Source organism: Nonomuraea sp. NPDC049758 (assembly GCF_040674635.1).
GTDB lineage: Bacteria > Actinomycetota > Actinomycetes > Streptosporangiales > Streptosporangiaceae > Nonomuraea.
The window spans coordinates 669,481-694,444 of the sequence record NZ_JBFAMZ010000002.1; the positions used below are offsets into that span (position 1 = coordinate 669,481).

24 protein-coding genes, 1 tRNA gene and 1 pseudogene are annotated in these 24,964 nt (G+C 71.4%); 16 read left to right on the forward strand and 10 right to left on the reverse strand.

Annotated elements, in window-relative coordinates:
- The first annotated feature begins 258 nt into the window (after positions 1 to 258).
- Together AB0J46_RS07745 and AB0J46_RS07750 are read left to right on the forward strand one after the other, a co-directional pair.
- Positions 259 to 987, forward strand: coding sequence for a BTAD domain-containing putative transcriptional regulator (locus AB0J46_RS07745; protein ID WP_364327856.1), 729 nt, complete (start codon positions 259 to 261; stop codon positions 985 to 987).
- Between the two features lie 352 nt (positions 988 to 1,339).
- Positions 1,340 to 2,578: pseudogene (locus tag AB0J46_RS07750) on the forward strand (BTAD domain-containing putative transcriptional regulator); the annotation flags it as partial.
- A gap of 1,680 nt (positions 2,579 to 4,258) precedes the next feature.
- On the opposite strand, the gene AB0J46_RS07755 reads toward AB0J46_RS07750, so the two are convergent.
- Together AB0J46_RS07755 and AB0J46_RS07760 are read right to left on the reverse strand one after the other, a co-directional pair.
- A complete protein-coding gene (locus tag AB0J46_RS07755) occupies positions 4,259 to 5,095 on the reverse strand; it encodes an ABC transporter permease (protein ID WP_364327859.1) in 837 nt (278 codons plus the stop codon).
- The gene (locus AB0J46_RS07760) at positions 5,092 to 6,117 is read right to left on the reverse strand and encodes an ATP-binding cassette domain-containing protein (RefSeq protein WP_364327861.1); all 1,026 of its coding nucleotides are present in this window, start codon (positions 6,115 to 6,117) and stop codon (positions 5,092 to 5,094) included. The genes AB0J46_RS07755 and AB0J46_RS07760 overlap by 4 nt, the downstream gene beginning before the upstream one ends.
- 74 nt (positions 6,118 to 6,191) lie before the next feature.
- Here AB0J46_RS07760 and AB0J46_RS07765 point away from each other — a divergent pair, with 74 nt between their 5' ends.
- Positions 6,192 to 6,770, forward strand: coding sequence for a shikimate kinase (locus AB0J46_RS07765; RefSeq protein WP_364327864.1), 579 nt, complete (start codon positions 6,192 to 6,194; stop codon positions 6,768 to 6,770).
- On the opposite strand, the gene AB0J46_RS07770 is transcribed toward AB0J46_RS07765, so the two are convergent.
- Entirely contained in the window at positions 6,767 to 7,204 is a 438-nt protein-coding gene (locus tag AB0J46_RS07770; protein WP_364327867.1) for a GNAT family N-acetyltransferase, read from the reverse strand. The two genes, AB0J46_RS07765 and AB0J46_RS07770, sit on opposite strands and share 4 nt — an antisense overlap.
- Positions 7,205 to 7,452: 248 nt before the next feature.
- Here AB0J46_RS07770 and AB0J46_RS07775 point away from each other — a divergent pair, with 248 nt between their 5' ends.
- Together AB0J46_RS07775 and AB0J46_RS07780 are read left to right on the forward strand one after the other, a co-directional pair.
- Positions 7,453 to 8,160, forward strand: a complete 708-nt coding sequence (locus AB0J46_RS07775; RefSeq protein ID WP_364328033.1) for a PAS domain S-box protein — start codon at positions 7,453 to 7,455, stop codon at positions 8,158 to 8,160.
- On the forward strand, positions 8,144 to 8,602 hold the full coding sequence (locus AB0J46_RS07780; protein WP_364327870.1) for a hypothetical protein: 459 nt from the start codon (positions 8,144 to 8,146) through the stop codon (positions 8,600 to 8,602). The genes AB0J46_RS07775 and AB0J46_RS07780 overlap by 17 nt, the downstream gene beginning before the upstream one ends.
- On the opposite strand, the gene AB0J46_RS07785 is transcribed toward AB0J46_RS07780, so the two are convergent.
- The 3 genes from AB0J46_RS07785 to AB0J46_RS07795 all read right to left on the reverse strand — a co-directional run bounded on the left by AB0J46_RS07785 (position 8,599) and on the right by AB0J46_RS07795 (position 11,764).
- On the reverse strand, positions 8,599 to 9,594 hold the full coding sequence (locus AB0J46_RS07785; RefSeq protein WP_364327873.1) for an LLM class flavin-dependent oxidoreductase: 996 nt from the start codon (positions 9,592 to 9,594) through the stop codon (positions 8,599 to 8,601). The genes AB0J46_RS07780 and AB0J46_RS07785 overlap by 4 nt on opposite strands.
- Before the next feature lie 130 nt (positions 9,595 to 9,724).
- Positions 9,725 to 11,059 (reverse strand): glycoside hydrolase family 6 protein, encoded by a 1,335-nt coding sequence (locus tag AB0J46_RS07790; RefSeq protein ID WP_364327876.1) that lies wholly within the window; start codon positions 11,057 to 11,059, stop codon positions 9,725 to 9,727.
- Positions 11,060 to 11,203: 144 nt separating this feature from the next.
- A complete protein-coding gene (locus AB0J46_RS07795; protein WP_364327879.1) occupies positions 11,204 to 11,764 on the reverse strand; it encodes a TetR family transcriptional regulator in 561 nt (186 codons plus the stop codon).
- Positions 11,765 to 11,863: 99 nt separating this feature from the next.
- On the opposite strand from AB0J46_RS07795, the gene AB0J46_RS07800 reads away from it, so the two are divergent.
- Genes AB0J46_RS07800 through AB0J46_RS07825 form a run of 6 tightly spaced genes read left to right on the forward strand, consistent with a single transcriptional unit; the run spans position 11,864 to position 16,435 of the window.
- A complete protein-coding gene (locus AB0J46_RS07800) occupies positions 11,864 to 13,663 on the forward strand; it encodes an MDR family MFS transporter (RefSeq protein ID WP_364327882.1) in 1,800 nt (599 codons plus the stop codon).
- On the forward strand, positions 13,660 to 14,085 hold the full coding sequence (locus AB0J46_RS07805) for a hypothetical protein (RefSeq protein WP_364327885.1): 426 nt from the start codon (positions 13,660 to 13,662) through the stop codon (positions 14,083 to 14,085). Before AB0J46_RS07800 ends, AB0J46_RS07805 begins: the two co-directional genes overlap by 4 nt.
- On the forward strand, positions 14,082 to 14,318 hold the full coding sequence (locus tag AB0J46_RS07810; RefSeq protein ID WP_358290947.1) for a hypothetical protein: 237 nt from the start codon (positions 14,082 to 14,084) through the stop codon (positions 14,316 to 14,318). The genes AB0J46_RS07805 and AB0J46_RS07810 overlap by 4 nt, the downstream gene beginning before the upstream one ends.
- Before the next feature lie 13 nt (positions 14,319 to 14,331).
- Positions 14,332 to 14,817 (forward strand): universal stress protein, encoded by a 486-nt coding sequence (locus AB0J46_RS07815; RefSeq protein WP_364327888.1) that lies wholly within the window; start codon positions 14,332 to 14,334, stop codon positions 14,815 to 14,817.
- Positions 14,818 to 14,846: 29 nt separating this feature from the next.
- Entirely contained in the window at positions 14,847 to 15,578 is a 732-nt protein-coding gene (locus AB0J46_RS07820) for a M15 family metallopeptidase (protein WP_364327891.1), read from the forward strand.
- Between the two features lie 11 nt (positions 15,579 to 15,589).
- Positions 15,590 to 16,435: an NUDIX domain-containing protein gene (locus tag AB0J46_RS07825; protein WP_364327894.1), complete on the forward strand. Its 846-nt coding sequence runs from the start codon at positions 15,590 to 15,592 to the stop codon at positions 16,433 to 16,435.
- Positions 16,436 to 16,448: 13 nt separating this feature from the next.
- On the opposite strand, the gene AB0J46_RS07830 is transcribed toward AB0J46_RS07825, so the two are convergent.
- On the reverse strand, positions 16,449 to 16,784 hold the full coding sequence (locus AB0J46_RS07830) for an STAS domain-containing protein (protein WP_364327897.1): 336 nt from the start codon (positions 16,782 to 16,784) through the stop codon (positions 16,449 to 16,451).
- Between the two features lie 36 nt (positions 16,785 to 16,820).
- Between AB0J46_RS07830 and AB0J46_RS07835 the strand changes: the two genes are divergently transcribed.
- Positions 16,821 to 16,907, forward strand: a tRNA-Ser gene (locus AB0J46_RS07835).
- Position 16,908: 1 nt separating this feature from the next.
- Here AB0J46_RS07835 and AB0J46_RS07840 read toward each other — a convergent pair.
- Entirely contained in the window at positions 16,909 to 19,098 is a 2,190-nt protein-coding gene (locus tag AB0J46_RS07840; RefSeq protein ID WP_364327900.1) for a MinD/ParA family protein, read from the reverse strand.
- A gap of 114 nt (positions 19,099 to 19,212) precedes the next feature.
- Between AB0J46_RS07840 and AB0J46_RS07845 the strand changes: the two genes are divergently transcribed.
- Both AB0J46_RS07845 and AB0J46_RS07850 read left to right on the forward strand, forming a co-directional pair.
- The gene (locus AB0J46_RS07845; protein WP_364327903.1) at positions 19,213 to 20,169 is read left to right on the forward strand and encodes an NAD(P)H-quinone oxidoreductase; all 957 of its coding nucleotides are present in this window, start codon (positions 19,213 to 19,215) and stop codon (positions 20,167 to 20,169) included.
- A 5-nt stretch (positions 20,170 to 20,174) separates the two neighbouring features.
- Entirely contained in the window at positions 20,175 to 20,690 is a 516-nt protein-coding gene (locus AB0J46_RS07850) for a bacterial proteasome activator family protein (protein ID WP_125641062.1), read from the forward strand.
- On the opposite strand, the gene AB0J46_RS07855 is transcribed toward AB0J46_RS07850, so the two are convergent.
- The gene (locus AB0J46_RS07855) at positions 20,681 to 21,460 is read right to left on the reverse strand and encodes an HAD family hydrolase (protein WP_364327906.1); all 780 of its coding nucleotides are present in this window, start codon (positions 21,458 to 21,460) and stop codon (positions 20,681 to 20,683) included. The two genes, AB0J46_RS07850 and AB0J46_RS07855, sit on opposite strands and share 10 nt — an antisense overlap.
- 250 nt (positions 21,461 to 21,710) lie before the next feature.
- Here AB0J46_RS07855 and AB0J46_RS07860 point away from each other — a divergent pair, with 250 nt between their 5' ends.
- Entirely contained in the window at positions 21,711 to 21,914 is a 204-nt protein-coding gene (locus AB0J46_RS07860; protein ID WP_043619750.1) for a cold-shock protein, read from the forward strand.
- 336 nt (positions 21,915 to 22,250) lie between these two features.
- Positions 22,251 to 23,618 (forward strand): hypothetical protein, encoded by a 1,368-nt coding sequence (locus AB0J46_RS07865; protein WP_364327909.1) that lies wholly within the window; start codon positions 22,251 to 22,253, stop codon positions 23,616 to 23,618.
- Here the strand turns inward: AB0J46_RS07865 and serS are convergent.
- On the reverse strand, positions 23,582 to 24,844 hold the full coding sequence (serS, locus tag AB0J46_RS07870; protein ID WP_364327912.1) for a serine--tRNA ligase: 1,263 nt from the start codon (positions 24,842 to 24,844) through the stop codon (positions 23,582 to 23,584). The genes AB0J46_RS07865 and serS overlap by 37 nt on opposite strands.
- Between the last annotated feature and the right edge of the window lie 120 nt (positions 24,845 to 24,964).

Here is a 24,964-nt window from a genome sequence, read left to right on the forward strand (position 1 = left end):
CCGCCGTGTTCCTCCACCGGAAGGCACACCGTCCGAGCCCCGAAAGCCGCCGTTCTCCCGCGATCGGCGTGACCGGCGCGTCTCACCCCGGGCACCGACGCGACCCCGCCCGCGGGACGCCGGCCGTACGCGGGCACCGCGCGAGCGCCACCGCCGGGAGTCGTCCGCGGCACGTGGACGCGGCCGTGACTTTGAGCCCGGCGTTCCGTATATGCCTGGCTACGCTCTGACAGTCGGAGGCGTGGGAAGGATGAATGAGTGGCCAAGTCAGACCTGGAACTGCGACTTCTGGGACCGTTCCGGCTGCGTCGCGGCGGCTCCACGCTGGCCCTGCCCTACGGGGTGGCCAGACTGATCGCGTCGTTGGCGATCATGGGGCCGATGTCCCGCTCGCAGACGGCCGGACTGCTCTGGCCGGACGGGACCGAGCAGCAGGCCCTGGCCAACCTCCGTACCACCCTGTCCAGGCTCGCGCGCAGAACCCGCGAGCTCGTCGAGACCGACGGCGACATCCTGAACCTGTTCGAGACCACGAGAGTGGACGTCGACGCGCTGACCCGCTGGATCAACGACACCATCTACGGCGGCGGCCCGGCCGGGGAGCTGACCGGCCCGCCCGCCGACGTCGAGCGCCCGCTGCTGGCCGGCTGGCCCGACGACTGGGTCGTCGACCGCCGTGACTGGCTGCGCACCCTCACCGCGCAGGCCCTGCAGAGCGCCGCCGCCCGGCTGCTGGCCCTCGGCCGGCCCGCCGAGGCGCTGCCGTACGGGCTGGCCGCAGTGCAGACCGAGCCGTGGTCGGAGAGCGCGAACCGCATCCTGCTGGAGATCCACGCGCGCCGCGGCGATCCCAGCAGCGCGCTGCGCCAGTACGAGAAGTTCAGCGGGATCCTGCTGCGGGAGCTGGGGGTGCCCCCGGCGCCGGACATCGTCGCGGTGATCCAGCAGCTCTACCCTTTCGGCACCGGCCGGGTGAAGGCGGTCTGAGCGCCCCCGGCCGAGGCGTTCCGGCCCGGGCGGTCCGGCCGGGGAAGGCCGACCGGCCGGGTCGTCGCGGCGGGGCGGGCGCGGGAGGCGGCGCGGGCCGGTGAATCGTCCGTAAGCTGAGGATGTGTCTCCCGCACTGGTCCTCCTTGACGGCGTCCGCTGGCACGGCGCGCGCGTCGTGGGCGACCGCGCGCACACCCTGCTGGCCGTGCTCGCCCTGCACGGGCGCGCGGGCGTCGGCGACGAGCGGCTGGTCGAGGAGCTGTGGCCCGACGGCGCGCCGGCCAACCCGACCAAGGCGCTGCAGGTGGTCGTCTCCCGGACCAGGGCGGCGACCGGCCCCGACGTCGTCGTGCGCGTCCCGCGCGGTTACCGGCTCGGGCTGTCCGCGGGCCAGGTCGACGTCCTGCTGCTGGGGACGCTGGTGGAGCAGGCGCGGGCCGCGCTGGGCCAGGACGACGCGGCGCTCGCGCGCCGCCGTGCCGAGGAGGCCCTGGACCTGATCGTGGCCGGCGGCCCCGACGGCGCCACGGGCGCGCTGGCCGACCTGCGCGCCTTCGCGGCGCGGCAGGCGGCCGAGGCCCGGCGGATGGCGGCGATCGCGGCCGCCCGCGGCGGCGCGCACGAGGCCGCGCTGCCGCTGCTGGAGGAGGCCGCGGCCGAACGGCCGCAGGACGAGGAGCTGCTGGCCTGCCTGCTGCGCAGCGAGGCCGCCGTCCGCGGCGCCGCCGCCGCGCTGGAGCGCTACGAACGCCACCGCTCGGGCCTGATCGCCCGGCTCGGCACCGAACCCGGCCCCGAGCTGGCCCGCGTGTACGCCGAACTCCTCGCCGCGGACCGGCCGGTGCGCGTCGGTCTCCAGTTCGACGGCTCCTCGCTGCTCGGCCGCGAGGACGACATCCGCGCCGTCCACGCCCTGTTGCAGACCAACCGGGTGGTCTCCGTCGTCGGCCCCGGCGGCCTGGGCAAGACGCGGCTGGCCCATGTGGCGGGCCGGAACGCCGCGCAGCCCGTCGTGCACTTCATCGAGCTGGTCGGCGTCTCCTCGCCGGAGGGCGTGGTGGGCGAGGTGGGGTCGGCGCTCGGGGTCCGCGACTCGGTCAGCGGGCGCCGGATCCTGACCGCCGGGCAGCGCGCCGACGTGCGCGCCCGCATCGCCCAGCATCTCGACCAGGCTCCGGCGCTGCTCGTCCTGGACAACTGCGAGCACGTGATCGAGGCCGTCGCCGACCTGGTCGCGTTCCTGACCGTGACGACCCGCGACCTGCGGGTGCTGACCACCTCGCGCGCCCCGCTGTCGATCCCCGCCGAGCGCGTCTATCTGCTCGGCGAGCTGCTCGCCGAGGACGCGGCGGAGCTGTTCCGGCAGCGCGCCACGGCCGCCCGCCCCGGGGTGCGGATCGGCGAGGACGCGCTCGCCGAGGTCGTCGCCCGCCTCGACGGGCTGCCGCTCGCGATCGAGCTGGCCGCGGCCAAGGTACGGGCGATGTCGGTGGAGGAGATCGCGCGGCGGCTGGCGGACCGGTTCGCCCTGCTGCGCGGCGGCAACCGGACGGCCCCCGACCGCCACCAGACGCTGCTCGCGGTGATCGACTGGTCGTGGAACCTGCTGGACGAGCCCGAACGGCGGGCCTGGCGCTGGTTGTCGCTGTTCGGCGACGGGTTCACGCTGACCGCCGCCGAGCACGTACTCGGCCCGGACGCCCTGTCCGTCGTGGACGCGCTCACCGAGCAGTCCATCCTCGGCGTCCGCGAGACGGCGTACGGCCTGCGCTACCGGATGCTGGAGACCGTCAGGGAGTTCGGGCGGCTGCGGCTGAAGGAGGCCGGCGAGGAGGCGGCGGCACGCGCGGCGCAGCGGAAGTGGGCCACGGCGTACGCCCTCGCACACGCCTACACGCTGTTCGGCCCGGGGCAGTACGAGTCGGTCGACGCGCTGCGCGCGGAGGAGGGCAACCTCGCCGACCTGCTCCGGCAGGCGCTCGGCGAGCCCGACCCGGCCGCGACGGTCCAGTTGCTGGCCGGTGTGGGCTCGCTGTGGTCGATCCGCGGCGACCACACCCGGATCTTCGTCCACCGGGAGGCGATCGGCCAGGCGCTCAAGGGCTGGACGCCGCCACCGCCGCTCGTCGAGGTGACCAGGGCCGCCCTGCTGATCACGCTGATGAACACCATCGCCGTCACCGACCGCGCCCACGATCCCCTGCGCCTGCTCCTCGAGGAGCTGCCGGAGACCGGCGAGACCGATGCCCGCCTGGGGGCCATGACCACGGTGGCGCTCGCATGGGACCGGGACGACGCCCACCGCCAGCTCCTGGAGCTGCGCCGCAGCCCCGACCGCGACGTGGCGCTGGCCGCGGCGCAGGCGAGCATCCACGTCCTGGAGAACGTCGGGGAGGTGCACCAGGCGATCGAGGCCGCCGAGCAGGCCCTGTCGCTGCTCCGCGACAGTGAGGGCCCGTGGATCGGCGCGGTCGCGCACGCCGTGCTGGCCCAGCTGTTCATGCAGCTCGGCGACCGCGGGCGGGCGGTCGGTCACGCCCGGACCGCCCTGCCGGTCCTGCGCCGGCTCGGCGCCGTCGACGACGAGGCCCAGCTCCGCTCGGTCCTGCTGATCTCGGCGCTGGCCGACGGCGATCTCGACGCCGCCGAGGCCGAGCTGGCCGGCATCAACGGGATCAGCGAGGGGGACACCGTGCTCGGCGGCGCGGCGATCGACTCGCTGTGCGCGGCCGAGATCGCCCTCGCCCGCGGGGAGACGTCCGCGGCGCTGGTGCACTACCGCAGGGCGGTCGAGCGGGCGCGCGACCTGCGTCCGCCGGGGGTGCCGTACGAGGGGGCCACGTCCTGGTCGGTCGTCGCGGAGTCGATCGCGCTGACGGCGTACGCCCACCACGCCGGGCCGCGGGAGGTCCGGTACGGCGCGGAGCTGTTCGCCGCCGCGCAGGGCTACGACCTGCTGATCGTGACGAACCCGGTCCTCGACTTCCCGGTGTGCGGCTCGATGTTGTTCGCGCTCGGGACGTGGGGGCTGCTGCGGCAGGCCGTGGCGGCGCGCGACGCGATCAGGCTGCTGGTGCTGGCCGAACGGTTCTCCTACAACAGCACGATGCCGAGCATGCACTTCGCGCTGGTCGAGCCGCACGCGGAACGGGCCGCGCCGGGCACGCTCGCGGCCGTCCGGGCCGAGTACGGCCACCGGCGCGGCCCTGACCTGCTCGACGAGGCCCGGCGGCACGTCGATCAGGTCTTCGGCCATGACCGGCGGCGCTCACATGTGCCGCTTGTAGCTGCGCACCGACAGGGGCGCGAAGATCGCCATGACGACCGCGCACGCCAGCAGGGTCCAGGCCACCTCGCCGCTGACGAGGGCGTTGTTGGCGAGGTCCCGGGTGGCCGTGACCAGGTGTGACACCGGATTGACCCGGACGAACGCGGCCAGCCACCCCGGCAGGGTCTCCACGGGGACGAACGCGTTGGACAGGAACGTCAGCGGGAACAGGATCATCATCGAGATGCCCTGCACGGCCTGGGCGCTGCGGGCGATCGTGCCGACCCAGGTGAAGATCCACGCCAGCGACCAGCCCGTGAAGATCGCCAGCAGGATCGCGGCCAGCACGCCGCCCACGCCGCCGCCCGGCCGGTAGCCCATCACCATGCCCATGCCGAAGGTCAGCGTGGCCGCGATCGTGTAACGCAGCAGGTCGGCCACCATCGGGCCGGCGAGCGGCGCGATCCGGGCGATCGGCAACGACTTGAACCGGTCGAAGACCCCCTTCTCCATGTCCTCGCGCAGCTGCGTGCCCGTCGCCATGCACGTCGTCAGCACCGTCTGGGCGAGGATGCCGGGGATCATCAGCGGGAGGTAGCTCTGCACGTCGCCGGCGATGGCGCCGCCGAAGATGAAGGCGAACATCGCGGTGAACAGCAGGGGTTGCAGCGCCACGTCGAAGAACTGCTCCGGGTTGCGGCGCATCTTCTTCAGCGCCCGCCAGGCCATCGACAGGGTCTGGCCGACGGTCTCCGCCAGGGTCACGCGCCGCCGGGCAGCCTCCACGCGGTCGGCGGCCCGTACCGTCTCGCGGGTGGGGGCGATCATGGTGCTCATCGGTTCTCCTCCGTGCCGGTCTCGGCGTCGCCGTCCGTCCCGTGGCCGGTCAGGACGAGGAACACCTCGTCCAGGCTGGGCTTGGCCACGCTCACCGACGAGATCGACACCCCGGCGGTGCGCAGGGCGATCAGCACCTCGGCGGCCAGGTCCGCCTGGTCGAGCGCGACGTTGAGGCGGCCCTGCTCCGGACTGAGCACCGGGTCGGAGCCGAGCACGCGCCGCACGACCTCCACGGCGGCGGGCACCTCGTCCGGATCGGCGAGCAGCAACTGCAGGGTCGAGTTGCCGACCGCGCTCTTCAGCTGGTCGGGCGTGCCCTCGGCGACCTTGCGGCCGTGGTCGATGACGGCGATGCGGTCGGCGAGCTGGTCGGCCTCGTCCAGGTACTGGGTGGTCAGCAGCACGGTGCAGCCGTCGGAGACCAGGTCGCGGATGGCGTCCCACATCTGGCCGCGGGTGCGGGGGTCGAGGCCGGTGGTGGGCTCGTCCAGGAAGATCAGCGGCGGCCTGGTGATCAGGCTGACCGCCAGGTCCAGGCGCCTGCGCATGCCGCCGGAGAACTGCGAGATCGGCTTGTCGGCCGCGTCCTCCAGGCCGAACTGGCCCAGCAGCTCGGTGGCGATGCGCCGGGCGCGCGGCTTGGCGATGCCCTGGAGGCGGCTGAACAGCCAGAGGTTCTCGCGGGCGGTCAGGTTCTCGTCGACCGAGGCGTACTGGCCGGTGACGCCGACGAGCTGGCGGATCACGTGCGGGTTGGCGGCCACGTCGACCCCGAAGATCTCGGCGCGGCCGGCGTCGATCTTCAGGAGGGTGGCCAGCATGCGGAGGGTGGTGGTCTTGCCGGCGCCGTTGGGGCCGAGGACGCCGAAGATCTCGCCGGTGCGTACGTCCAGGTCGACCCCGTCCACGGCCCGGTGTGCGCCGAACGTCTTCACCAGCCCTTCGGCGCGTACGGCCTGCTCGGTGGCTGCTCTGGGGGGCGGGCCGACCCCGGTGTGCCCGAGTTCTGTGATGCTCATGGCCCCAGTGTCGGGGACGCCGGTTTCATCGCGCCCTCGACAAGGTTTCACCGGTTGCCGAGGAGAATGTACGGATGCGTGAATCGCCGTGGATGATCCTCATCGGCCCCGCCGCGGCGGGCAAGAGCACCCTGGGTGAGGGCATGGCCGCGGCGACGGGCCGGCGCTTCGTCGACATCGACGCGATCGGCGCCGGCTACTACGCCGAGGTCGGCTGGGACATGGACCGGCTGCGCTCCCGGATCCGGGCTGTGGGCCGGGTCGCGGCCGAACGGGAGTGGGAGCCGGCCCGCGCCCATGCCGTGGAACGCGCGGTGGCCGACCATCCGGACGCGGTCGTCGCCCTCGGGGCCGGCCACAGCCACTACACGCAGCCGGAGCTGTTCCGGCGCGTCCGGGCCGCTCTCGCCGCCGTCGCGCACGTGGTGCTGGTGCTGCCCTGTCCGGACGAGGAACGATCCGTCCAGGTCCTGCGGCGGCGCAGCCTGGCCACGAAGCAGACCGACTGGATCAGCGCCGACGGCCACGACTTCCTCGCGGAGTGGGTGCGCGACCCGGGCAACCGCACCCTGGCCACAACCGTCCTGCACACCGACGGGCAGACCCCCGACGAAACCCTCGCCCGCCTCCTGACCACGTGCGGAACCAGCTAGCGCTCGGACCCGAAGCGGTAGACGGTCGAGTTCCTGGCCCGGAACCCGAGGCGCTCATACAGGCGGTTGGCGGCCTCGCGGTCAGGGCGGGAGGTGAGGTCGACGGTACGGGCGCCCGCCTGTTCCGCCAGGCGCAGGGCGTGCCGGGTCAGCTCGGCGGCGACCCCGCGCCCTCGCGCCGAGGCGTCGACCACCACGTCCTCGACGCGGGCGCGCATGCCGGTCGCCACCGGGAACAGGACCAGCGTCAACGTGCCGACGATCCGCCCGTCCAGGCGGGCGGTCAGCACGGTGTTCGCCTCACTGCGCACGACGCGTTCGAGCGCCGCCCGGTCCGGCGGCTCGGCGGACGCGGAGAGCTGCGGCAGCAGCACCCCGAACGCGTCCACGAGCTCCTGGTCCACCTCGCGGACGGCGTCCACCTCGACCTCCATGCGCCCGACCCTACCCACACGGACCGGCGGCGGCGGGACAGGACCAGGAAGGGCATGCAGCCGGTCACGGTGTTTCCCGTACGGCCGCCACGCCGGGCGAACCAGCACGGTAATCTCATCGGACGATAACTAAATGCATTAATCTGACGACTGTGAGTAATGGACACGTTGTCGGTACGCCGCCGCTTCGCCGTACCCTCACCCGCGTCCTCCGCCGCGTCGGGAGGCGGGGCGCCTCCTTGACGTTCGTGGGCCTGCTGAGCCTGGCCATCGCGGCCTCGCTGGCGTTCGTGCCGGGCAACCAGCGCGGCACGCCCGGCTACGCGTCGCTGGCCGTCATCGCGCCGTTGCCCGCCTGGGCGGCGGTCTGGTGCGCGCTCGGCATGCTCTGTCTGGCGCAGGCGTTCATGCGGTCCGACCGGGTGGCCTTCGCCGCCGCGACCGCGCTGCTCCTCACGTACGGGCTGATCTATCTGATCTCGACCTTCACCGGCGACAACCCGCGCGGCTGGGTCGGCGGGGCGGTCTGGCTGGCCTTCGGCGGCTGGATCGCGCTGATCGCCACCTGGCCCGAGGCGGTCGTGCTGGGCCGCCTGCCGGGCGGCCGCGCGGCGTCCTCGACGGCCGTCATCGTGGCCGACGCCTCGGGCACGATCCAGTCGTGGAACCCGCAGGCCGAGGCCCTGTTCGGCTGGGACACCGGCGAGGCGGTCGGCAGGTCGCTGACGATCCTGATGCCGCCGCGCTTCCGCGACCCGCACACCGACGGGCTCGCCAGGGTGCTCTCCGACGGCCACTCCGACCTGGCCGGCCGGATCATCCCGCTGGTCGGCCTCCACCGCGACGGCAGCGAGTTCCCGATCGCGCTGACGGTCAACGCCTGGCACAGCGACGAGGGCGTCACCTACACAGGGGTGATCCGTCCATTGGGGGGCCGCCATGTCCGCTCTGAGTGACATCCTGGTCCAGCTCGGCGTCGGCGTCGTGCCGCTCGGCGTGGCCTACCTCGCCTTCCGCTCGGCGACGGACGCCAGCAAGAAGTCCCAGCAGAGCGCGTTGCTCCAGGTCGAGCACCAGGCCGAGATCGAACGCTCGAAGGTCGACGCCGAGGCCTTCATCCGCGCCAAGACGATCTACGAGGACGCCCTGGCGCAGATGGAGAAGCAGATGACCCGGATGCAGGGCCAGGCCAGCCAGCTCGGCGCGGAGCTGGTCAACGAGCAGAGCAGCTCGGTGGCGATGCGCGACCAGATCCGCCGGTTGCAGGCCCAGATCCGGGCACTGGAACGCACAATCCTCGCGTTGCGCTCCCAGCTCGTGGACGCGGGGTTGTCACCGGCGCCGCCGTCCGACCTGACCGGGCCGCATCTGCTGCGGCCGCAGCGCTCGGCCGACTAGGAGGCGTCGCGGGCCAGGCCGTGGGCGGCGGCCAGCAGCTCGACGGAGCGCAGCCACGCCTTCCTGTCGGGCGCCGAGGAGACGACGATCAGCTCGTCGGCCTGCGCGTGCGCGGCGAAGCGGGTGAGGTAGTCCTCGACCTCGCCGGGCGTGCCGACGGCCGAGTACTGCATCATCCGCAGGATCTGCTGCCCGCCCGGCGATTCGAGCACCATGTCGGCCTCCTCCGGCGTGAACGTGCGCCCGCGCCCGAGGAACCGGCTCACCCGGTACCGCTTGGCCGTCAGCAGCTGCTCCTGCGCCTCCTCGCGGGTGTCGGCGGCGATCACGTTCACCCCGGCGATCACGTACGGCTCGGCGAGCTGCTCGGACGGCTTGAACTCGCGCCGGTAGAGCGCCACGGCCTCCTCCAGCGCGTCGGGCGCGAAGTGCGAGGCGAACGCGTACGGCAGCCCGAGCGCGGCGGCCAGCTGGGCGCCGAACAACGACGAGCCGAGGATGTACAGCGGCACGTTCGTGCCCTTGCCGGGCGTGGCGTCCACACCGGGGATGCGTGACTCGCCGGTGAGGAATCCCTGCAGTTCGAGGACGTCCTGGGGGAAGGTGTCGGCGGCGCCGGGGGTGCGCCTCAGGGCGCGCATGGTGGGCTGGTCGCTGCCGGGGGCGCGGCCGAGGCCGAGGTCGATGCGTCCGGGGTGGAGGGTCTCCAGGGTGCCGAACTGCTCGGCGATGGTCAGCGGGGAGTGGTTGGGCAGCATGATGCCGCCCGCTCCGAGGCGGATCGTCCTGGTGTGAGCGGCTACGTGGGCGATGAGCACGCTGGTGGCCGAGGAGGCGATGCTCGGCATGTTGTGGTGCTCGGCGTACCAGATGCGGTGGTATCCCAGTTCTTCGGCCCGCTGGGCCAGGCCCACGCTCGCGGCCAGACTCTCGCTCGCCGTCTCTCCGTCGCCGATGTGCGCCAGATCAAGGATGGAGAGTGGAACAGTCATGGGGAACGAGCCCTTTCGCCTGGACGGTGGCCATCGGGCAGTGCAACCGTAATGGCTCTCCGCTTATTTCCCGGGCTGGTTTCTCGGGCTGGTTTCTCGGGCGCCCCCGCGCGGGGGCGCCCGGGAGGCGTCAGGACGCGGTGCAGGTGAGGGCGGGCGGGGTGCTGGTCGCGGCGTCGCCGTTGGCGAGGAAGCCGAACGTGGTCGTCGCGCCGCCGGCCAGGGCGCCGTTCCAGCTCAGGTTCGTCACGGTGGCGTTGCCGGACAGGGTGCCGTTCCAGAGCTGGCTGATCGTCTGGCCGCCGGGGAACGTCCACTGGACCTTCCAGCCGGTGGTCGGCGCCGAGCCGGTGTTCTTCACGGTGACCTCGCCCTGGAAGCCGCCCTGCCACTGGCTGGTCACCTTGTAGGCGGCCGAGCAGCCGGCCGGGCCGGTGGTCGGGGTGACGGTGGGCGTGACCGTCGGGGTCACGGTCGGGGTCACGGTCGGGCTCGCGGTGGGTGAGGGCGCGGCCATGGCCAGGTCGTACGCCCGCTGCGGCACGAACTGCCCGGCCCCCGCGATGCAGCCGTCGGCCTCGCCCGGCGGCTTGACCCACAGGTAGGCGTCAATCGCCGCGTCACCCGTGTTCGTGGTGCTCCAGATGCCCGTGGCCCGGCCGGCCGGGTCGCACCACTCGCTGCCCGCCGGGCCGTTGCCGTTGCGGCTGGTGTCGATGACCGCCTTCAACCTGGACACGCCGGTCGCCGCGATGACGCTCTTGGCGTACGACACCAGTCCCGGCGTCGCGCGGTAGTTGGAGGTGTTGAGCGCGATGCCGTCGGCGCTGCCCCCGACGTCGGCGCCGTTGAGCCTGGACGCGGCCTCCGACGCCGGCAACCAGGCGTCGTGACCGATGTCGAAGTACACCTTGACCTGCGACGACGTCGCCTTGAACTTCTTGCCCGCGTACGCCATGGACGCCTTCACCTCGGCCTGCTGCGCGGCGTTCATGCAGTTCGTCATGATGGCCAGCGCGTCCGGTTCGAGGACGACGGTCGCCGCCCGCCCGCCCAGACCGGCCGCGATCTGGTCGATCCACGCCCGGTAGGACGCGTGGTCGGGCGCGCCGCCCGCGCTCGCGCCGCCGCAGTCGCGGTTGGGCATGTCGTACACGACGACGATCGGGATCTTGCCCGCCGCGGCGGCGGCCCCCACGTAGGAGTCCACCTGGCCGCGCACGGTCGCGGGGTTGTAGCTGGCGAACCACCGGCCCTGCGGCACGGCGGCGATCCGGTCCCTGATGACCGGCGTACGGCTGTCGCCCGGATTGGCGGCGACCCATTTGGCGGCGTTCGTCTGGGGATCGACGTAGAAAGCGGAGTCGGCGGCCTGGGCGGTGGACGAGGCGAGGACGACCGCCCCCGCCGCGGCCACGGCGGTGGCGGCGATGAGCGCCGCGAGCACGGGCCTTCTGCGAGACATGAGGTTACTCCGTCCGTAGAGTGGGAGTGGGAGCGCTCCCACGGCTCTCTCCGGATCGTAGGGAGCCTGCCCGGCCGCAGAAAGACATCCGACCGTTGCGGACCGGCTTTCCCCAGGCCAGGGCCGGTCAGGGCGATGAAAGTTTCACTCCGCCAGGCACGCCTCGAACACCGCGGTCAGCCGGTCGACGTCGGCCGCCGTGGGCTGCTCCGGGCCCAGCCGGCGGCGCATCGCGCCGATGCCCAGGAAGACCGCCGTCGCCATCCTGGCCCGCGCCTGGACGTCGGGCCCGTCGAGCTGCGCGGCCAGCGGATCGAGGATGGACGTGCGCAGGCGCTCGCGCACGACGTCCTGGATCTCCGGATGGGCGGCCGAACGTTCGAGGGTGCGCAACACCGGGCTCTCTGGGTCGTGGTGCATGCGCTCGGCCGCGTATTCGGCCAGGCGCCGCGGCAGGCTCCCGTGATCGCCGGCCAGCAGGGCGACGAACGTGGGCTCGCCTTCGAGCACCGCGCCGAAGAGCCCGGCCTTGGAGCCGAAATAGCGGCCGACCAGGGCGATGTTGGCCTCCGCGGCCGCGGAGATCATGCGGACGGTGACCTGCTCGTATCCGTGCTCGCCGAACAGCACACGGGCCGCGTCAAGGATGCGCTGCCGGGTGGCCTCGCGTCCGCGGGGCCGGGCGTCCGTCGTCGGGGCGTCCATGTTCCGAACTCTACTCAGGAATAGAGTCACTTGCCGCGCGGCTAGTAAACATGCGTATACTCAACATTGGACAAGTGCGCACGAAGGGGATGTGGTGTCTTGGTAGCCCAGGCACAGGCCGCGCCCCCCGCCCGAAGGCAGTACACCCACCGCGAGATCCTCGAAGTCATGTCCGGGCTCATGCTCGCCATGCTGACGTCGATGATCTCCACTTCCGTGGTGGGCACCGCGTTGCCGACGATCGTGGGGGAACTCGGCGGTCAGGACCAGTACTCATGGGTGGCCAGCGCCACCATGCTGACGATGACGGTCTCGACACCGTTGTGGGGCAAGCTGTCCGACCTGTTCGGACGGAAACTGCTCTTCCAGACCGCTCTCGGTCTGTTCGTGGCGGCTTCACTGGTGGCCGGTCTGTCGCAGAACATGGGACAGCTGATCGCGGCACGTGCCGTGCAGGGCCTGGGCGTGGGTGGTTTGTCGGCACTTGCGCAGGTGATCCTGGGAGACATCGTCTCGCCGCGCGAGCGCGGCCGGTACTCCGGTTACATGGGGGCCGTCTTCGGGATCTCCACCGTCGCCGGGCCGCTGCTCGGCGGGTTCATCGTGGACACCGACTGGCTCGGCTGGCGCTGGTGCTTCTACGTCGTGGTGCCGTTCGCCATCGTCGCGTTCGCGGTGGTGCAGAAGGTGCTGCGGCTGCCCAAGGTCAAGCGGAACACCTCGATCGACATCTGGGGCGCGACCACCATCACGGCCAGCGCGGCCTCGTTGATGCTGCTGCTGACGCTGGGCGGCAACGAGTTCGAGTGGAACTCGTTCTGGACCTACTTCCTGGCCGCGTTCGCCCTGCTCATGCTGGCCCTGGCGGTGCTGGCCGAGCGTACGGCCCGCAACCCGATCCTGCCCCCGCGGCTGTTCAGGAACCGCACGTTCGTGCTCACCAGCGCGGCCTCGCTGTTCGTCGGCATGGCCATGTTCGGCGCGATGATCTACCTGCCGCAGTACCTGCAGATCGTCAAGGGCCTGAGCCCGACGAACTCGGGCCTGATGACGCTGCCCATGGTGGTGGCGCTGTTCCTGGCAGGCGTGATCTCCGGCAAGATCGTCACGAACACCGGCAAGTGGAAGATCTTCCCGGTCGCCGGTCTGGTGATCGTGGCCGTCGGCCTGTTCCTGCTCTCCCGGCTGCACGTCGACTCCAGCGAATGGCTCATCGGCTTCGACGTGGGCGTCCTGGGCATCGGCCTCGGCCTGTCCATGCAGATGCTCATCCTGGCCGCCCAGAACGGCTCCGAGCTGCGTGACATGGCCTCGACCACGGCCGGCGTCTCGTTCTTCCGCTCGCTCGGCGGCGCGATGGGCGTCGCGGGCTTCGGCGCGATCCTGACCAACCGGCAGGCCAGCGAGTTCGCCGACCTCGTGGCCCAGGCCCGCCTCCACCTGCCCAGCACCGGGCAGAAGCTGGGCAGCCCCGCCGCCATCCAGCACCTGCCCGAGCCGATCAAGGGCATCATCCTGGAGTCCTTCACCCGGGCCCTGGAGACAGTGTTCATGGTCGGCGTGCCGATCGCCCTGCTCGGGTTCGTCGCGGCGCTGTTCCTGAAAGAGCTGCCGCTGCGCGGCACCACGATGCCGGCCGGCCCCAAGCCCCTCGGCAAGGACGACCTCGTCCTGGCCGGGCTGCTCCTGGAGCTCATCGCCCAGCGCGTCGAGCGGTCGAACGGCCAGCCGTCCGCGCTGCTCTCCGCGGTCGCCAGGATGGCGCCGCCCGACGGCCGCCCCGAGCGCGAACGCGCCTGGGCAGTCGCACAGAACGTGCTCCGGCCCACCTCGCGCGCCCTCATCGCGCAGGCCACGCCGGCGCAGCAAGACCTCGTATCCGGAGGAGTCTCACAATGATTCGCAAGTTCGTGGGCGCCGTAGCGGCGGCCCTGGCGGTCATGGCCGGCCTGTGGCTGATGATCGCCCCCTTCGCCCTCGGCACGCAGCCCGAGAACGCCGACTGGACCGACCCCACCACGACCGAGTTCTTCTCGGGCCTGGGCGTGACCGTCTTCGGTCTCGTGGGCGTCATCGGCTTCGTCCTGGCCATCTACGAAGAGCTCGTGATCCGCGGGCTGGTGACCGTCAAGCAGCGCGTGAAGCCGGAGCCGGAGCCCGAGCCCGTGCCCGCCGCGCCGCAGGCGTCCTCGGCCGAGCTGGCGAGCCTGCTCGCCCCGCTCGTGGAGGCGCTGCGCGAGGACATGCACAACCCGAGCCGCGGCGGTGAGCACCGTCAGAACGGCAAGACCACCCTGGTGGGTCTGGAGGAGTCCCGATGAAGGCCAAGCTGGGCATTGCCGCCCTCGTCCTGCTGTTCCTGACCGGGCTGTGGCTGGTCGCCGCGCCGTTCGCGGTCGGCTACCAGCCCCGGGGCGCCGTGTACGCGGACGCGACCGTCAACGACCTGTGGGTCGGCGGCGGGCTCGCCGCGGTCTCGTTCGTCGCCCTGGTGATCTACGCCGCCGACTCTCTGCGCGAGCTGGCCCGCCGCGGCAAGCACGCGGACGCCTGACGCGAGTCGTGCCGTGTTCGGCGGTAGCAAAGACCCCGGCTGGGAGCCACTGGAGGGCCGGCTCCCGGCTGGGCAGTTCGAGATCGGCAAGGACGGCGCCGGGCTGCTGGTCGTCGGCTTCGACGGGTCGGACCCCAGCCGCAACGCGCTCGCGTACGCGGCCGGCCTGGCCCGGCGGGACGCCGCCGCGCTGCTCGTCGTCTTCGTGGAGCCGATCAACAGCACCACGTTGTGGTTCTTCGCCGGCTCCCCGGTCATCCCGGACAGCGCGGCCGACCTCACCGACGACCTCCGGGAGGAGCTGAGGGGCGCCGGCGTGCCCTGGCAGTTCGTCAGCGTCCGCGGGGACACCGCCCGGGAGCTGGAGGCGCTCGCCGGCTCCTACCGGGCCGACGCCATCGTGGTCGGCAGGTCGCGCTCCTCCTGGCACGCACTGGGCGGCTCGGTGGCCGTCGGCCTGGCGAAACGGGCTCGCCGTACCGTGCTGATAGTCCCCTGACCTGGCATGACGTCGCATATGGTGGCCAGATGAAACGTACCGCCGCCATCGCGTTCGTGGTGCTCACGTCCGTTTCGTGCGCAGGGCAGGAGCCCGTCGCCTCGTCCGGCGCCACGCCCCCGCCCTCCGCGCCCGCATCCGGGACGACGTCGCCCACGACGTCGCCCACGAGCGAGCCGAGCCCGACGGCTCCGCCGCCGTTCACCTCGAAGGTCACGAAGGTGTCGCGCGAGCGGCTGCCGTACTCGTGGCGGCCCGGTTGCCCGGTGTCCTACCAGGACCTGCGGCTGGTCACCATGTCGTTCTGGGGCTTCGACGACAAGCCGCACACCGGCGAACTCGTCGTCCGCAAGACGGTCACCGACGACATCGAGACCGTCTTCCGCAAGCTGTACGACTGGCGCTGGCCCATCCGGCAGATGAAGCTGGTCGACGTCTACAAAGGCGACGACTTCGCCTCCATCGAGGCCGACAACACCTCGGCATTCAACTGCCGTCGCGCGACCGGCTCCAGCAATTGGTCGAACCACGCGTACGGCCAAGCCATTGACATCAATCCACGCGAGAACCCATATGTCACTGCAAGCGGTGGCACAGCGCACCACAATGCCAAGAGGTACACCGAGCGCCCAATGAAGGGTAAAGGTGTGGTAAACCCTGGAGACAAGGTCGTAAGGGCCTTCGCCGACGTCGGATGGGAGTGGGGCGGCTACTGGACGGGCGCCAAGGACCTGCAGCATTTCAGTAAGGGCGGAGGCTGAGACAATCCCTCATGGCGGCTAAGGACGGCGACGGCTGGGCCGAATGCGGGCTCGGACACAGACATTGGGGCATCCACGGAGCGTCGGGCCTGCTGCTCGTCCACCATGACCCGCTCGGCGTGCCCCACGTGCTCATGCAGGAACGCTCCTTGTGGAGCCACCACGGCGGCACCTGGGGGCTGCTCGGCGGCGCCCGCGACAGCCACGAGGACGCCGTCACCAGCGCGCTGCGCGAGGCCCACGAGGAGGCCGCCCTCGGCGGCGACGGGTTCCGCGTCCAGGGCGTCTACCTCGACGACCACGGCGGCTGGACCTTCGAGACGGTGATCGCCGAGTCCGTGGAGCTGGTGCCGGCCAAGCCCGCCAACAGCGAGAGCACCGACCTGCGCTGGCTGCCGCTGCCCGAGGTGGCCGGCCGCAAGCTGCATCCCGGCTTCGCCGCGACCTGGGACCGCGTCCAGGCCGCCATCCGTCCCGAGACGATCGTGCTCGACGTCGCCAACATCATCGGCGCGCGGGCCGAGCGCGGCTGGTGGAACGACCGGCTGGGCGCGGCCACCCGCCTGCTCACCGACGTGGCGGAGCTCAGGCTGTTCCACCCGGTGTTGTCGCAGTGGTTCCCGCGGGTGGTCGCGGTGGTGGAGGGCGCGGCCAGGAGCACCCCCGAGATCTCCGGGCTGCAGGTCGTCGCGGCCACGGGCAGCGGCGACGACGCGATCGTCGACGTCGTGGCCCGGGCCAAGCCGTGGGAGCGGGTGCTCGTCGTCACGGCCGACCGCGGGCTGCGGGAACGGGTCGCCGAACTGGGCGCCGAGACCGAGGGCCCCCGCTGGCTCCTGTCACAACTGGGCCGCTGAACGAGCGGCACTGCTAAACAGGAAGCACCTCGTCGAAGACGGCCGTCAGCCCGGTCACGTCGAGCACCCGTCGCAGCACACCGTGCACGCCGAACAGGCGTAACGAGCCGCCGTGCCCGGCGACCGCGCGCTGGTGCTCCACCAGCGTCCACAGGCCGCTGGAGTCGCAGAAGTCGAGGTGGTGGGCGTCGATCGCGAGGTGCACGAGCCCTTCGGCGGTCAGCTCGGCCAGCCGCTGCCTCAGCAGGGGCGCCGTGACCTTGTCGAGGTCTCCGGACAGGCGCACCGTCGTGTCGCCAGGACCACGCTCCACCTCGACGCCGAGATCCGCCACCTCCTGAACGTACACCCCTGCCACCACAGCCGCTATCGTGGTGTCCGCACAGGAGGGTTCGCATAGTGGACGAGTGCAGCCGCCTTGAAAGCGGCCAGGTCAGCGATGGCCTCGTGGGTTCGAATCCCACACCCTCCGCTCACTCGCGCACACCCGCGAACCCGTCGCCCACGCTGGCGGCGAGCTGCAGGTAGGCCTCCCTGGTCGCCTCCTGGAGCCGGTCGAGGTCGATCTCCGCGCCCTCCTCCAGGTGCGGGTCGTACGGCACCCTGATCACCGCGCGGCACCTGGCCGCGAAATGGGCCTCCAGCTTTCTGATGTCCACCGCCGACTTCGACCGCGGCCGGACGCTGCACAGCACCACGGTCGCGTTCTTCACCAGGTCGGCGTAGTGGTGGGCCTCCAGCCAGTCGAGGGTGGCCGAGGCGGCCCTGGCGCCGTCCACGGAGGGGCTGCTGACCAGCACGATCTGGTCGGCGAGCCCGAGCACGCCGCCCATGGCGGAGTGAAGCAGGCCGGTGCCGCAGTCGGTGATGCAGATGGAGTAGAAGTTCTCCAGCACCTGGGAGACGGCCTGGTAGTCGGCGCCGCTGAACGCCTCCGACACCGACGGGTCGCGGTCGGAGGCCAGCACCTCCAGCCGCGAGGGCGCCTGCGAGGTGAACGCCCTGATGTCGACGTACCGCTTGACCTGGTCGCGCTCGTTGAGCAGGTCGCGCACGGTGGCGGAGGTCTCCAGCACCAGCTTGTCGGACAGCGTGCCCCGGTCGGGGTTGGCGTCCACGGCGATGACGCGGTCGCCGCGCATCTGCGCGAGCGTCGCGCCGAGCCCGACCGTGGTCGTGGTCTTGCCCACGCCGCCCTTCAGGCTCAGTACGGCCACCCGGTGGTGGCCGGTGGTCACGGGGGTGCGCGCCCTGGTCACCAGCTCGCGGCGGCGGCGCACCTCCGGCGCCTCGCCCGGCTTGATCCAGCCGCCGGACGCCTTGTAGACCAGACGCCGCCAGCCCTTCGAGGGCGCGTTGCGCCTGCCGCGCAGCAACGACTCCGGGTCGAGGCTGTCGGCGGTCGGCCTGCCGGTGAGCGGCGGGCGCTGCGGCGCGGTGAACACGGGAATGGGCGCCGGACGCCGCCGGCGCTCGTGCGGCGGCGGGATCTCCCGCTCGGCCGGCCGCCATTCCTGACGGTCGCTCCACTGCGGGCGCTCGTCCCGCGCGGCCTCCTGGGGGGCGGGCGCCTCGCCGTGCGCGAGGTCGGGCCGCTGCGGGCGGCCCTCGCGGAAGGAGGTGTCGGACCACTGCGGCCGCTCGTCCCAGCGGGGCCGCTCATCGGCCGCCGCCTCCTCAACCGCCTCCCTGCGTACGGGCTCCCTGCGTACGGACTCCTCCGCGCGGACCGGCTCCTCCGCGCGGATGGGCTCCTCTCCGCGGACGGGCTCCTCGAACCCCCGCGGCGGCTCGACGCGGGCGGACTCGGCGGCCTCGATCCGCGCGGGCTCGTCGAACGCCCCGGCCGACTCGGTACGGGACGGCACGTCGAACGCCCCGGCCGACTCGGTACGGGACGGCACGTCGAACGCCTCGGGCAGCTCGGTGCGGGACGGCAGGTCGAACGCCTCGGGCAGCTCGGTGATCAGCGGCTGCGTCTCGTTCGACTGCTCGGCGGGCCGCGACCAGTCGCCGAGCGACGGCCAGCCCGGCTCCTCGCTCTCGCGCGCCTGCTCCTCGCCCTGCTGCCGGCCCTGCTGCCGCCCTTGCTCCCGGACCGGCTCCTCGCCCTGCTCCTGGCTCGGCCTCTCGCCCTGCTCCCGGCCCTGCTCGGTGTCCTTCTCCCCGCTTCCCGCCCGCTCGGGCGGCGTGAACGTCAAGGAGTAGCTGTCGGTGTCGTCAGGACGCGGCAACGGCTTGAGCGGCGCCAGGAAAGGGTCCTCCGACCGGCCGAGGCTCACCGGCGGCGCGGCCGGCTCGCCCGCCGCGCTCTCCTGCCCCCTGCCGCCTTCTTGGCCCCTGCCGCTCTCCTGCGCCCTGCCGCTCTCCTGCGTGGCGGCCCTGTCCAGCCACTCCCCGGCCTCGCTCTCGGCCTCGGGCAGATCCTCGGCCGCCGCGTGGCCGTAAACGGAGTCGACGGCGGCGCGGAACAGCGGCGGCGTCGGCGTTTCGTGCGGCGTGGGCACGAGCAGCCACGGGTCCTTGGGGTACGGCGAAGCGACCGGCTCGTCCGCCGACGCGGACGAGGCTCCGACGGAGACGGGCGTCTCCTCCGTCTCCTTGATCGCGTCCAGCCAGGCCAGCTGTTCCTCGAGAGATTCTTCTCGATCGTGTCTTGCCACCGTGTTCCCCCTCGGGTGGGTCTAAAGGGGCAGCAAATACTTTGCAGGTTAACGCCACGCGTTCCCGCGCAGCCCGGCAACCCACAACTTCTTTGCCCGGCTACCGTGGATCGCATGCGAGCCATTGAGATCACCGAGCCGGGCGGACCAGAGGTCCTGGAATGGCGTGAGGTGCCCGATCCGGCCGTCGGACGCGGCGACGTGCTCATCGACGTGGTGGCCTCGGCGGTGAACCGCGCCGACGTCCACCAGCGGAAGGGCTTCTACGACCCGCCGCCCGGCGCGCCCCTGTACCCCGGGCTGGAGGTGTCGGGCGTGGTGGCCGCGGTGGGGGCGGACGTCGAGCAGTTCAAGGCCGGCGACGAGGTGTGCGCGCTGCTGGCGGGGGGTGGTTACGCCGAGCGCGTGGCGGTGCCCTGGCAGCAGGTCATGCCGGCGCCGCAGGGCGTGCCGCTGGCGGAGGCGGCGGGGCTGCCCGAGGTGGCGTGCACGGTGTGGTCGAACGTGTTCATGGTCGGCCGGCTGCGGCGCGGCGAGACCCTGCTGGTGCACGGCGGGGCCAGCGGCATCGGCACGTTCGCGGTGCAGCTCGCCAAGGCGCTCGGCTCGCGGGTGGCGGCCACGGTCGGGTCCAAGGCGAAGGCCGAGCAGGTCAGGAAGCTGGGCGCGGACGAGGTCGTCAACTACCGCGAGGAGGACTTCGCCGACCGGGTGCAGGCCGACGTCATCCTCGACATCATGGGCGCCAAGTACCTGGCGGCCAACGTCCGGGCGCTGCGCACCGGCGGACGGCTGGTGATCATCGGCCTCCAGGGCGGCGGAAGGGCCGAGCTCGACCTGGGCGCGCTGCTGACCAAGCGGGCCTCCGTCCACGGCACCACGTTGCGCGCCCGTCCGGTCGACGAGAAGGGCGTCATCGTCCGCAGCGTCGTGGACAACGTCTGGCCGCTGGTGGAGGCGGGGGCCGTACGTCCTGTGGTCTACGCGAGCGTGCCCATGGCAGAGGCAGCCGATGCACACCGAATGTTGGATTCGGGAGAGCACGTCGGCAAGATCCTGCTAGTACGGTGAGTGTTATGAATGCTGAGGACAACAACACCCCTCACATCGTGGTGGTGGGCCCCGACTTCCAAGGTCAGGGCGATAGCGGTGATGAAGAGCGCTCGGTCACCAACCTGGTCGAGCAGCCCGCCAAGGTGATGCGCATCGGCAGCATGATCAGGCAGCTCCTGGAGGAGGTGCGCGCCGCTCCCCTCGACGAGGCCAGCCGCAAGCGGTTGAAGGAGATCCACGAGTCCTCCATCAAGGAGCTTGAGGACGGTTTGGCGCCGGAGCTGGTCGACGAGCTGGAACGGCTGTCGCTCCCGTTCACCGACGACAACGGCACGCCCCCCAGCGAGGCCGAGCTGCGCATCGCGCACGCCCAGCTCGTGGGCTGGTTGGAGGGTTTGTTCCACGGTATCCAGACCACCCTGTTCGCCCAGCAGATGGCGGCCAGGGCCCAGTTGGAGCAGATGCGCAGGGCACTGCCCGGCGTGCCGCAGGGTGACGAGGGCCACCGGCCGCCGAGCGGGTCGGGCCCCTACCTGTAGAGCCGCTCCAGCACCTGAGCGACGCCGTCCTCGTCGTTGGACGCGGTCACGTGATCGACCGCCGCCAGCACGTCGGGGTGGGCGTTCGCGACGGCGTACGACGTACCTGCCCAGCTCAGCATGGGCAGGTCGTTCGGCATGTCACCGAAGGCGACCACCTCGGCCGGCTTGATCTCGTGCCGCCCGGCGAGCGTGGCCAGCGCCGTGGCCTTCGTCACGCCCTGGGCGCTCATCTCGACCAGGCCGCCGTGGCTGGAGTGGGTCGCGGTCACCAGGTGGCCCACCAGGTCGTGCACGGTCGCGTGCAGCTCGTCGGCGCCCATGTCGGGATGGAGGGCGAGCAACTTGGCGCAGGGCCGGTCGGTCAGCGCATCGCGGTCAATCCGGACAACTCCGACACCCTTGCGATCCAGACCACCGAGCCGGAAATCGGACTCGTGCGCAAAACCACCTTCATACTCGACCGAAAATACGAGACCGGACACGTTCGCTCGTAGCTGAGCGACGACTTCCCCGAGTACGTGGGCGTCGATGAGGTGAGATTCCACTATCCGTTCGGTATGGAGATCGTAGATCAGTGCGCCGTTGGCGCATATGGCCAGGCCACGGTGCCGTACGGCGCCCGCGACCTCCCTCATCCACCTGGGCGGCCGTCCGGTCACGAAGACGAGCGCGGCCCCGGATTCCTCGACTTTCGCGAAGGCCGCAGCCGTCCGGGGAGACACGGTTCCGTCGGCGCGCAGGGCGGTGCCGTCGAGGTCGGTGGCCACTAGGCGCGGCGGTGCAAGGCTTCGCATAACAGGTTCCAGTTTGCCCGGTGATGCCGCCTGACAGAAATCTTCGTAGGGACGGGAACACCAACGCGCCAGAATGGTGTTAGATGTGATGGCGTTGTATTAGCTGATCCCGTAGTGAAAACCAGCATGACTTTGTCTGAGCCACCCCGGGTGCCTGCTGTACGACACACCGGGATCCACGAGGTGTGGGTCCCATAGATTCACATCCTGAGGGAGAGCTTTTATGGCTCAGGGAACCGTCAAGTGGTTCAACGCTGAGAAGGGCTTCGGCTTCATCGCCCCGGACGGCGGTGCGCCGGACGTGTTCGTGCACTTCTCCGAGATCGTCGGCAACGGCTACCGCAGCCTTGAAGACGGCCAGCGGGTCGAGTTCGAGATCACGCAGGGACAGAAGGGGCCGCAGGCCTCCCAGGTCCGTGCTATCTGACCTGTAGTTCGTAGTTCGCAAGTAAGGCCGGGGTCCGCATTCCAGCGGACTCCGGCCTTTTTGCTTCTCGGACCCAACGCCTCCATCACCTCTCGCCAAAGCCTGAGGACGCCGTGGCGGCCCCGAGAGGCGTCGTGCGGCCCCTCCCCATGTCCGGACATGTACTCGCGCGTCAGCGGCCGTCTGAAGCGCCTGCCGAACTTCTGTCCACAGGTGGATGTCGCCCTGTGGACAAAGGGGAGTTTCACAAATCAGTCACGGCCTCGGGCACGGCCCAACTTCCCGCCGTCTCCCGCCATCCACCCGTATATGAGGTACGCGTGGTTATGTCACCCCGTGACCATCACCGGGGTCATCCTGCTCCTGCTCAACGACCACCTCTTCAAGCCGCTCTGGCCCGGCCTCCTCACCGGCAAGCTCAGTGACCTGGCCGGACTCGTGGTCGCCCCCGCCGTGCTGGCACTGCTCCTCGGACGCCGCGCCGACCTGGCGGCCACCGTCCTGACCGGTCTGCTGTTCACGTTCATGAAGACCACCGAGACGGGCGCCGATCTCGCCTCCCATGCCTGGAGCCTCCTGGCCGGGCCATCGCGCGTCCTGGCCGACCCCACGGACCTGATCGCCCTGCCGGCCCTCGCCCTGGCGTGGTGGGTACGGCAGCGCAGCGCCGGCACCGACTCCCCGCGCTGGCGGATCATGGTCACCGTGCCGCTGGCCGTCCTGGCCGTGACCGCGACGGCCGGGCCCGTCCCGGCATCGGCGGCCCTGTCCGTCGACGTGACCGGGTCGGGCAAGATCGTCGTTGGGACGACCGGCACGGAACACAGCCCCCGCCTCTCCGACGACGGCGGCACGACCTGGACCGACGGAACCGCCCCCGCCTCGTCCCGGACGTCGATCAGCGCCCAGTGCGTGCCCGGCCAGGCGACCCGCTGCTACCGCGTCCGCCAGAACCACCTCGGCGTGGACCAGTCGGACGACGGCGGCCGGACCTGGCGGCCCTCCTGGGAACCGTCCCCCGACGCCCGCCTCCGGCTGACCAGGAAGTACGGCGCGGACGAGAGCATGCTCATGTCCTACGACCTGGCGGTCCAGGCCAGGCCCGGAGGACACGTCGTGGTCGTCGCCAACGGCGTGGACGGCATCCTGGTCAGGGACGTCTCAGGCGCCTGGCGTCGCCTCGGCTGGTCCTACACGCTCGACGACGTGCAGGCCGACGAGGTGGACCTCAGCCCCGAGCGGAACGTCGCGCTCTTCCTGGCGGTGTGCATGCTGCTGGGCGGCGTCGGCGCCAGGATGCGCAGGTATCAGGGCGCGTTCGCGGCATCAGGGGCGATCGGGGCGCTGGCCATGTTCGTCGCGCTGGACAGCGGGAGCGGCGAGGCGGTGTTCGTCAACCCGACCGCCGTGTTCAGCTCGGCAGTGGCGCTGGCGGCCGGGCTGGCGTGCCTCGTGCTGGCCTGGGACGGCAAGCCGCAGCCGGTGAGCGCGCTGACCGGCGTGGTGGCCGCGCCGCTGGTCTACGCGGCCGTCTACCTGCCCTTCCACGGCTGGGCAGGCGGCACGCCCGAGACCCACGGGACCGCCGTCACGCTCGCGGCCCTGCTGACCGGCCTGATCGTGGTCGCGGGCGTCGCCGTCATCGCGATCGACGCCCGCCGCCACTCCTACTTGGACGGCTCCAGCACGTCGAGCCCCACGTAGGGACGCAGCGCCTTGGGAACCACCACCGAGCCGTCGGCCTGCTGGTGGTTCTCCAGGATCGCCACGATCCACCGGGTGGTGGCCAGCGTGCCGTTGAGCGTGGCCAGATGCTGCGGCTTGCCGTCTTTGTCCCGATAACGGACGGCGAGCCTGCGCGACTGGAACTCGGTGCAGTTGGAGGTCGAGGTCAGCTCGCGGTAGCGCCCCTGGGTCGGGATCCACGCCTCGCAGTCGAACTTGCGCGCCGCCGACATGCCGAGATCGCCCGCCGCCGTGTCGATGATCCGGTACGGGACCTCGATCTTGGCCAGCATGTCCTTCTCCCAGGCCAGCAGCCGCTGGTGCTCCTCGTGCGCCTCCTCGGGACGGACGTAGGAGAACATCTCCACCTTGTCGAACTGGTGGACCCTGATGATGCCCCGGGTGTCCTTGCCGTACGAGCCGGCCTCGCGGCGGAAGCACGACGACCAGCCCGCGTAGCGCAGCGGCAGCTCGTCGCCGCTCACGATCTCGTTGGCGTGGTAGCCGGCCAGCGCCACCTCGGAGGTGCCGACGAGGTAGAGGTCGTCTTCCGGCAGGCGGTAGATCTCCTTGTCGTGGGCCACGTGGAAGCCGGTGCCCTGCATGGTCTCCGGCTTGACCAGCACCGGAGTGATCATCGGCGTGAAACCGGCCTCGATCGCCTGCTGCATCGCCATGTTGAGCAGGCCCAACTGCAGGCGCGCGCCGACGCCCTTGAGGAAGAAGAACCGCGAGCCGGACACCTTGGCGCCGCGCTCCATGTCGATCGCGCCGAGCGCCTCGCCGAGCTCCAGGTGGTCCTTCGGCTCGAAGTCGAACTGGCGCGGCTCCCCGCACGTCTCCAGGACGACGTAGTCGTCCTCGCCGCCCGGAGGGGCGCCTTCCTCGACGATGTTCGGCACCGTCTGCATGAGCTGGTCGAGCTCGGCGGCCAGCTTCTCCGCCTCGGCCTCGGCGGCCTTGACCTGGCTCGCGAGGTCTTTGGCCCGCTGGAGCAGCGCGGCCTTCTCCTCGCCCTGCGCCTTGGAGACCGACTTGCCCATGCTCTTTTGCTCAGCGCGCATCGACTCGAACGAGGTCAGCGCGGATCGGTGACGCTCGTCGAGGTCGAGCAGCGTTGCGACGACGGAGTCGTCCTCACCGCGGGCACGCTGCGACGCCCGTAGCCGGTCGGGATCCTCACGAAGGGTACGCAGGTCAATCACAAGGAAAGGCTACCGGCGCCCGCCCCCACCCCGCCCCCGGATTCCCCGGCACACCACTCGGGGCGCACCCGCGGACCCCCGAAGGCACCGCGACCTGTGTGAACCCTCGGGAACGGTCGG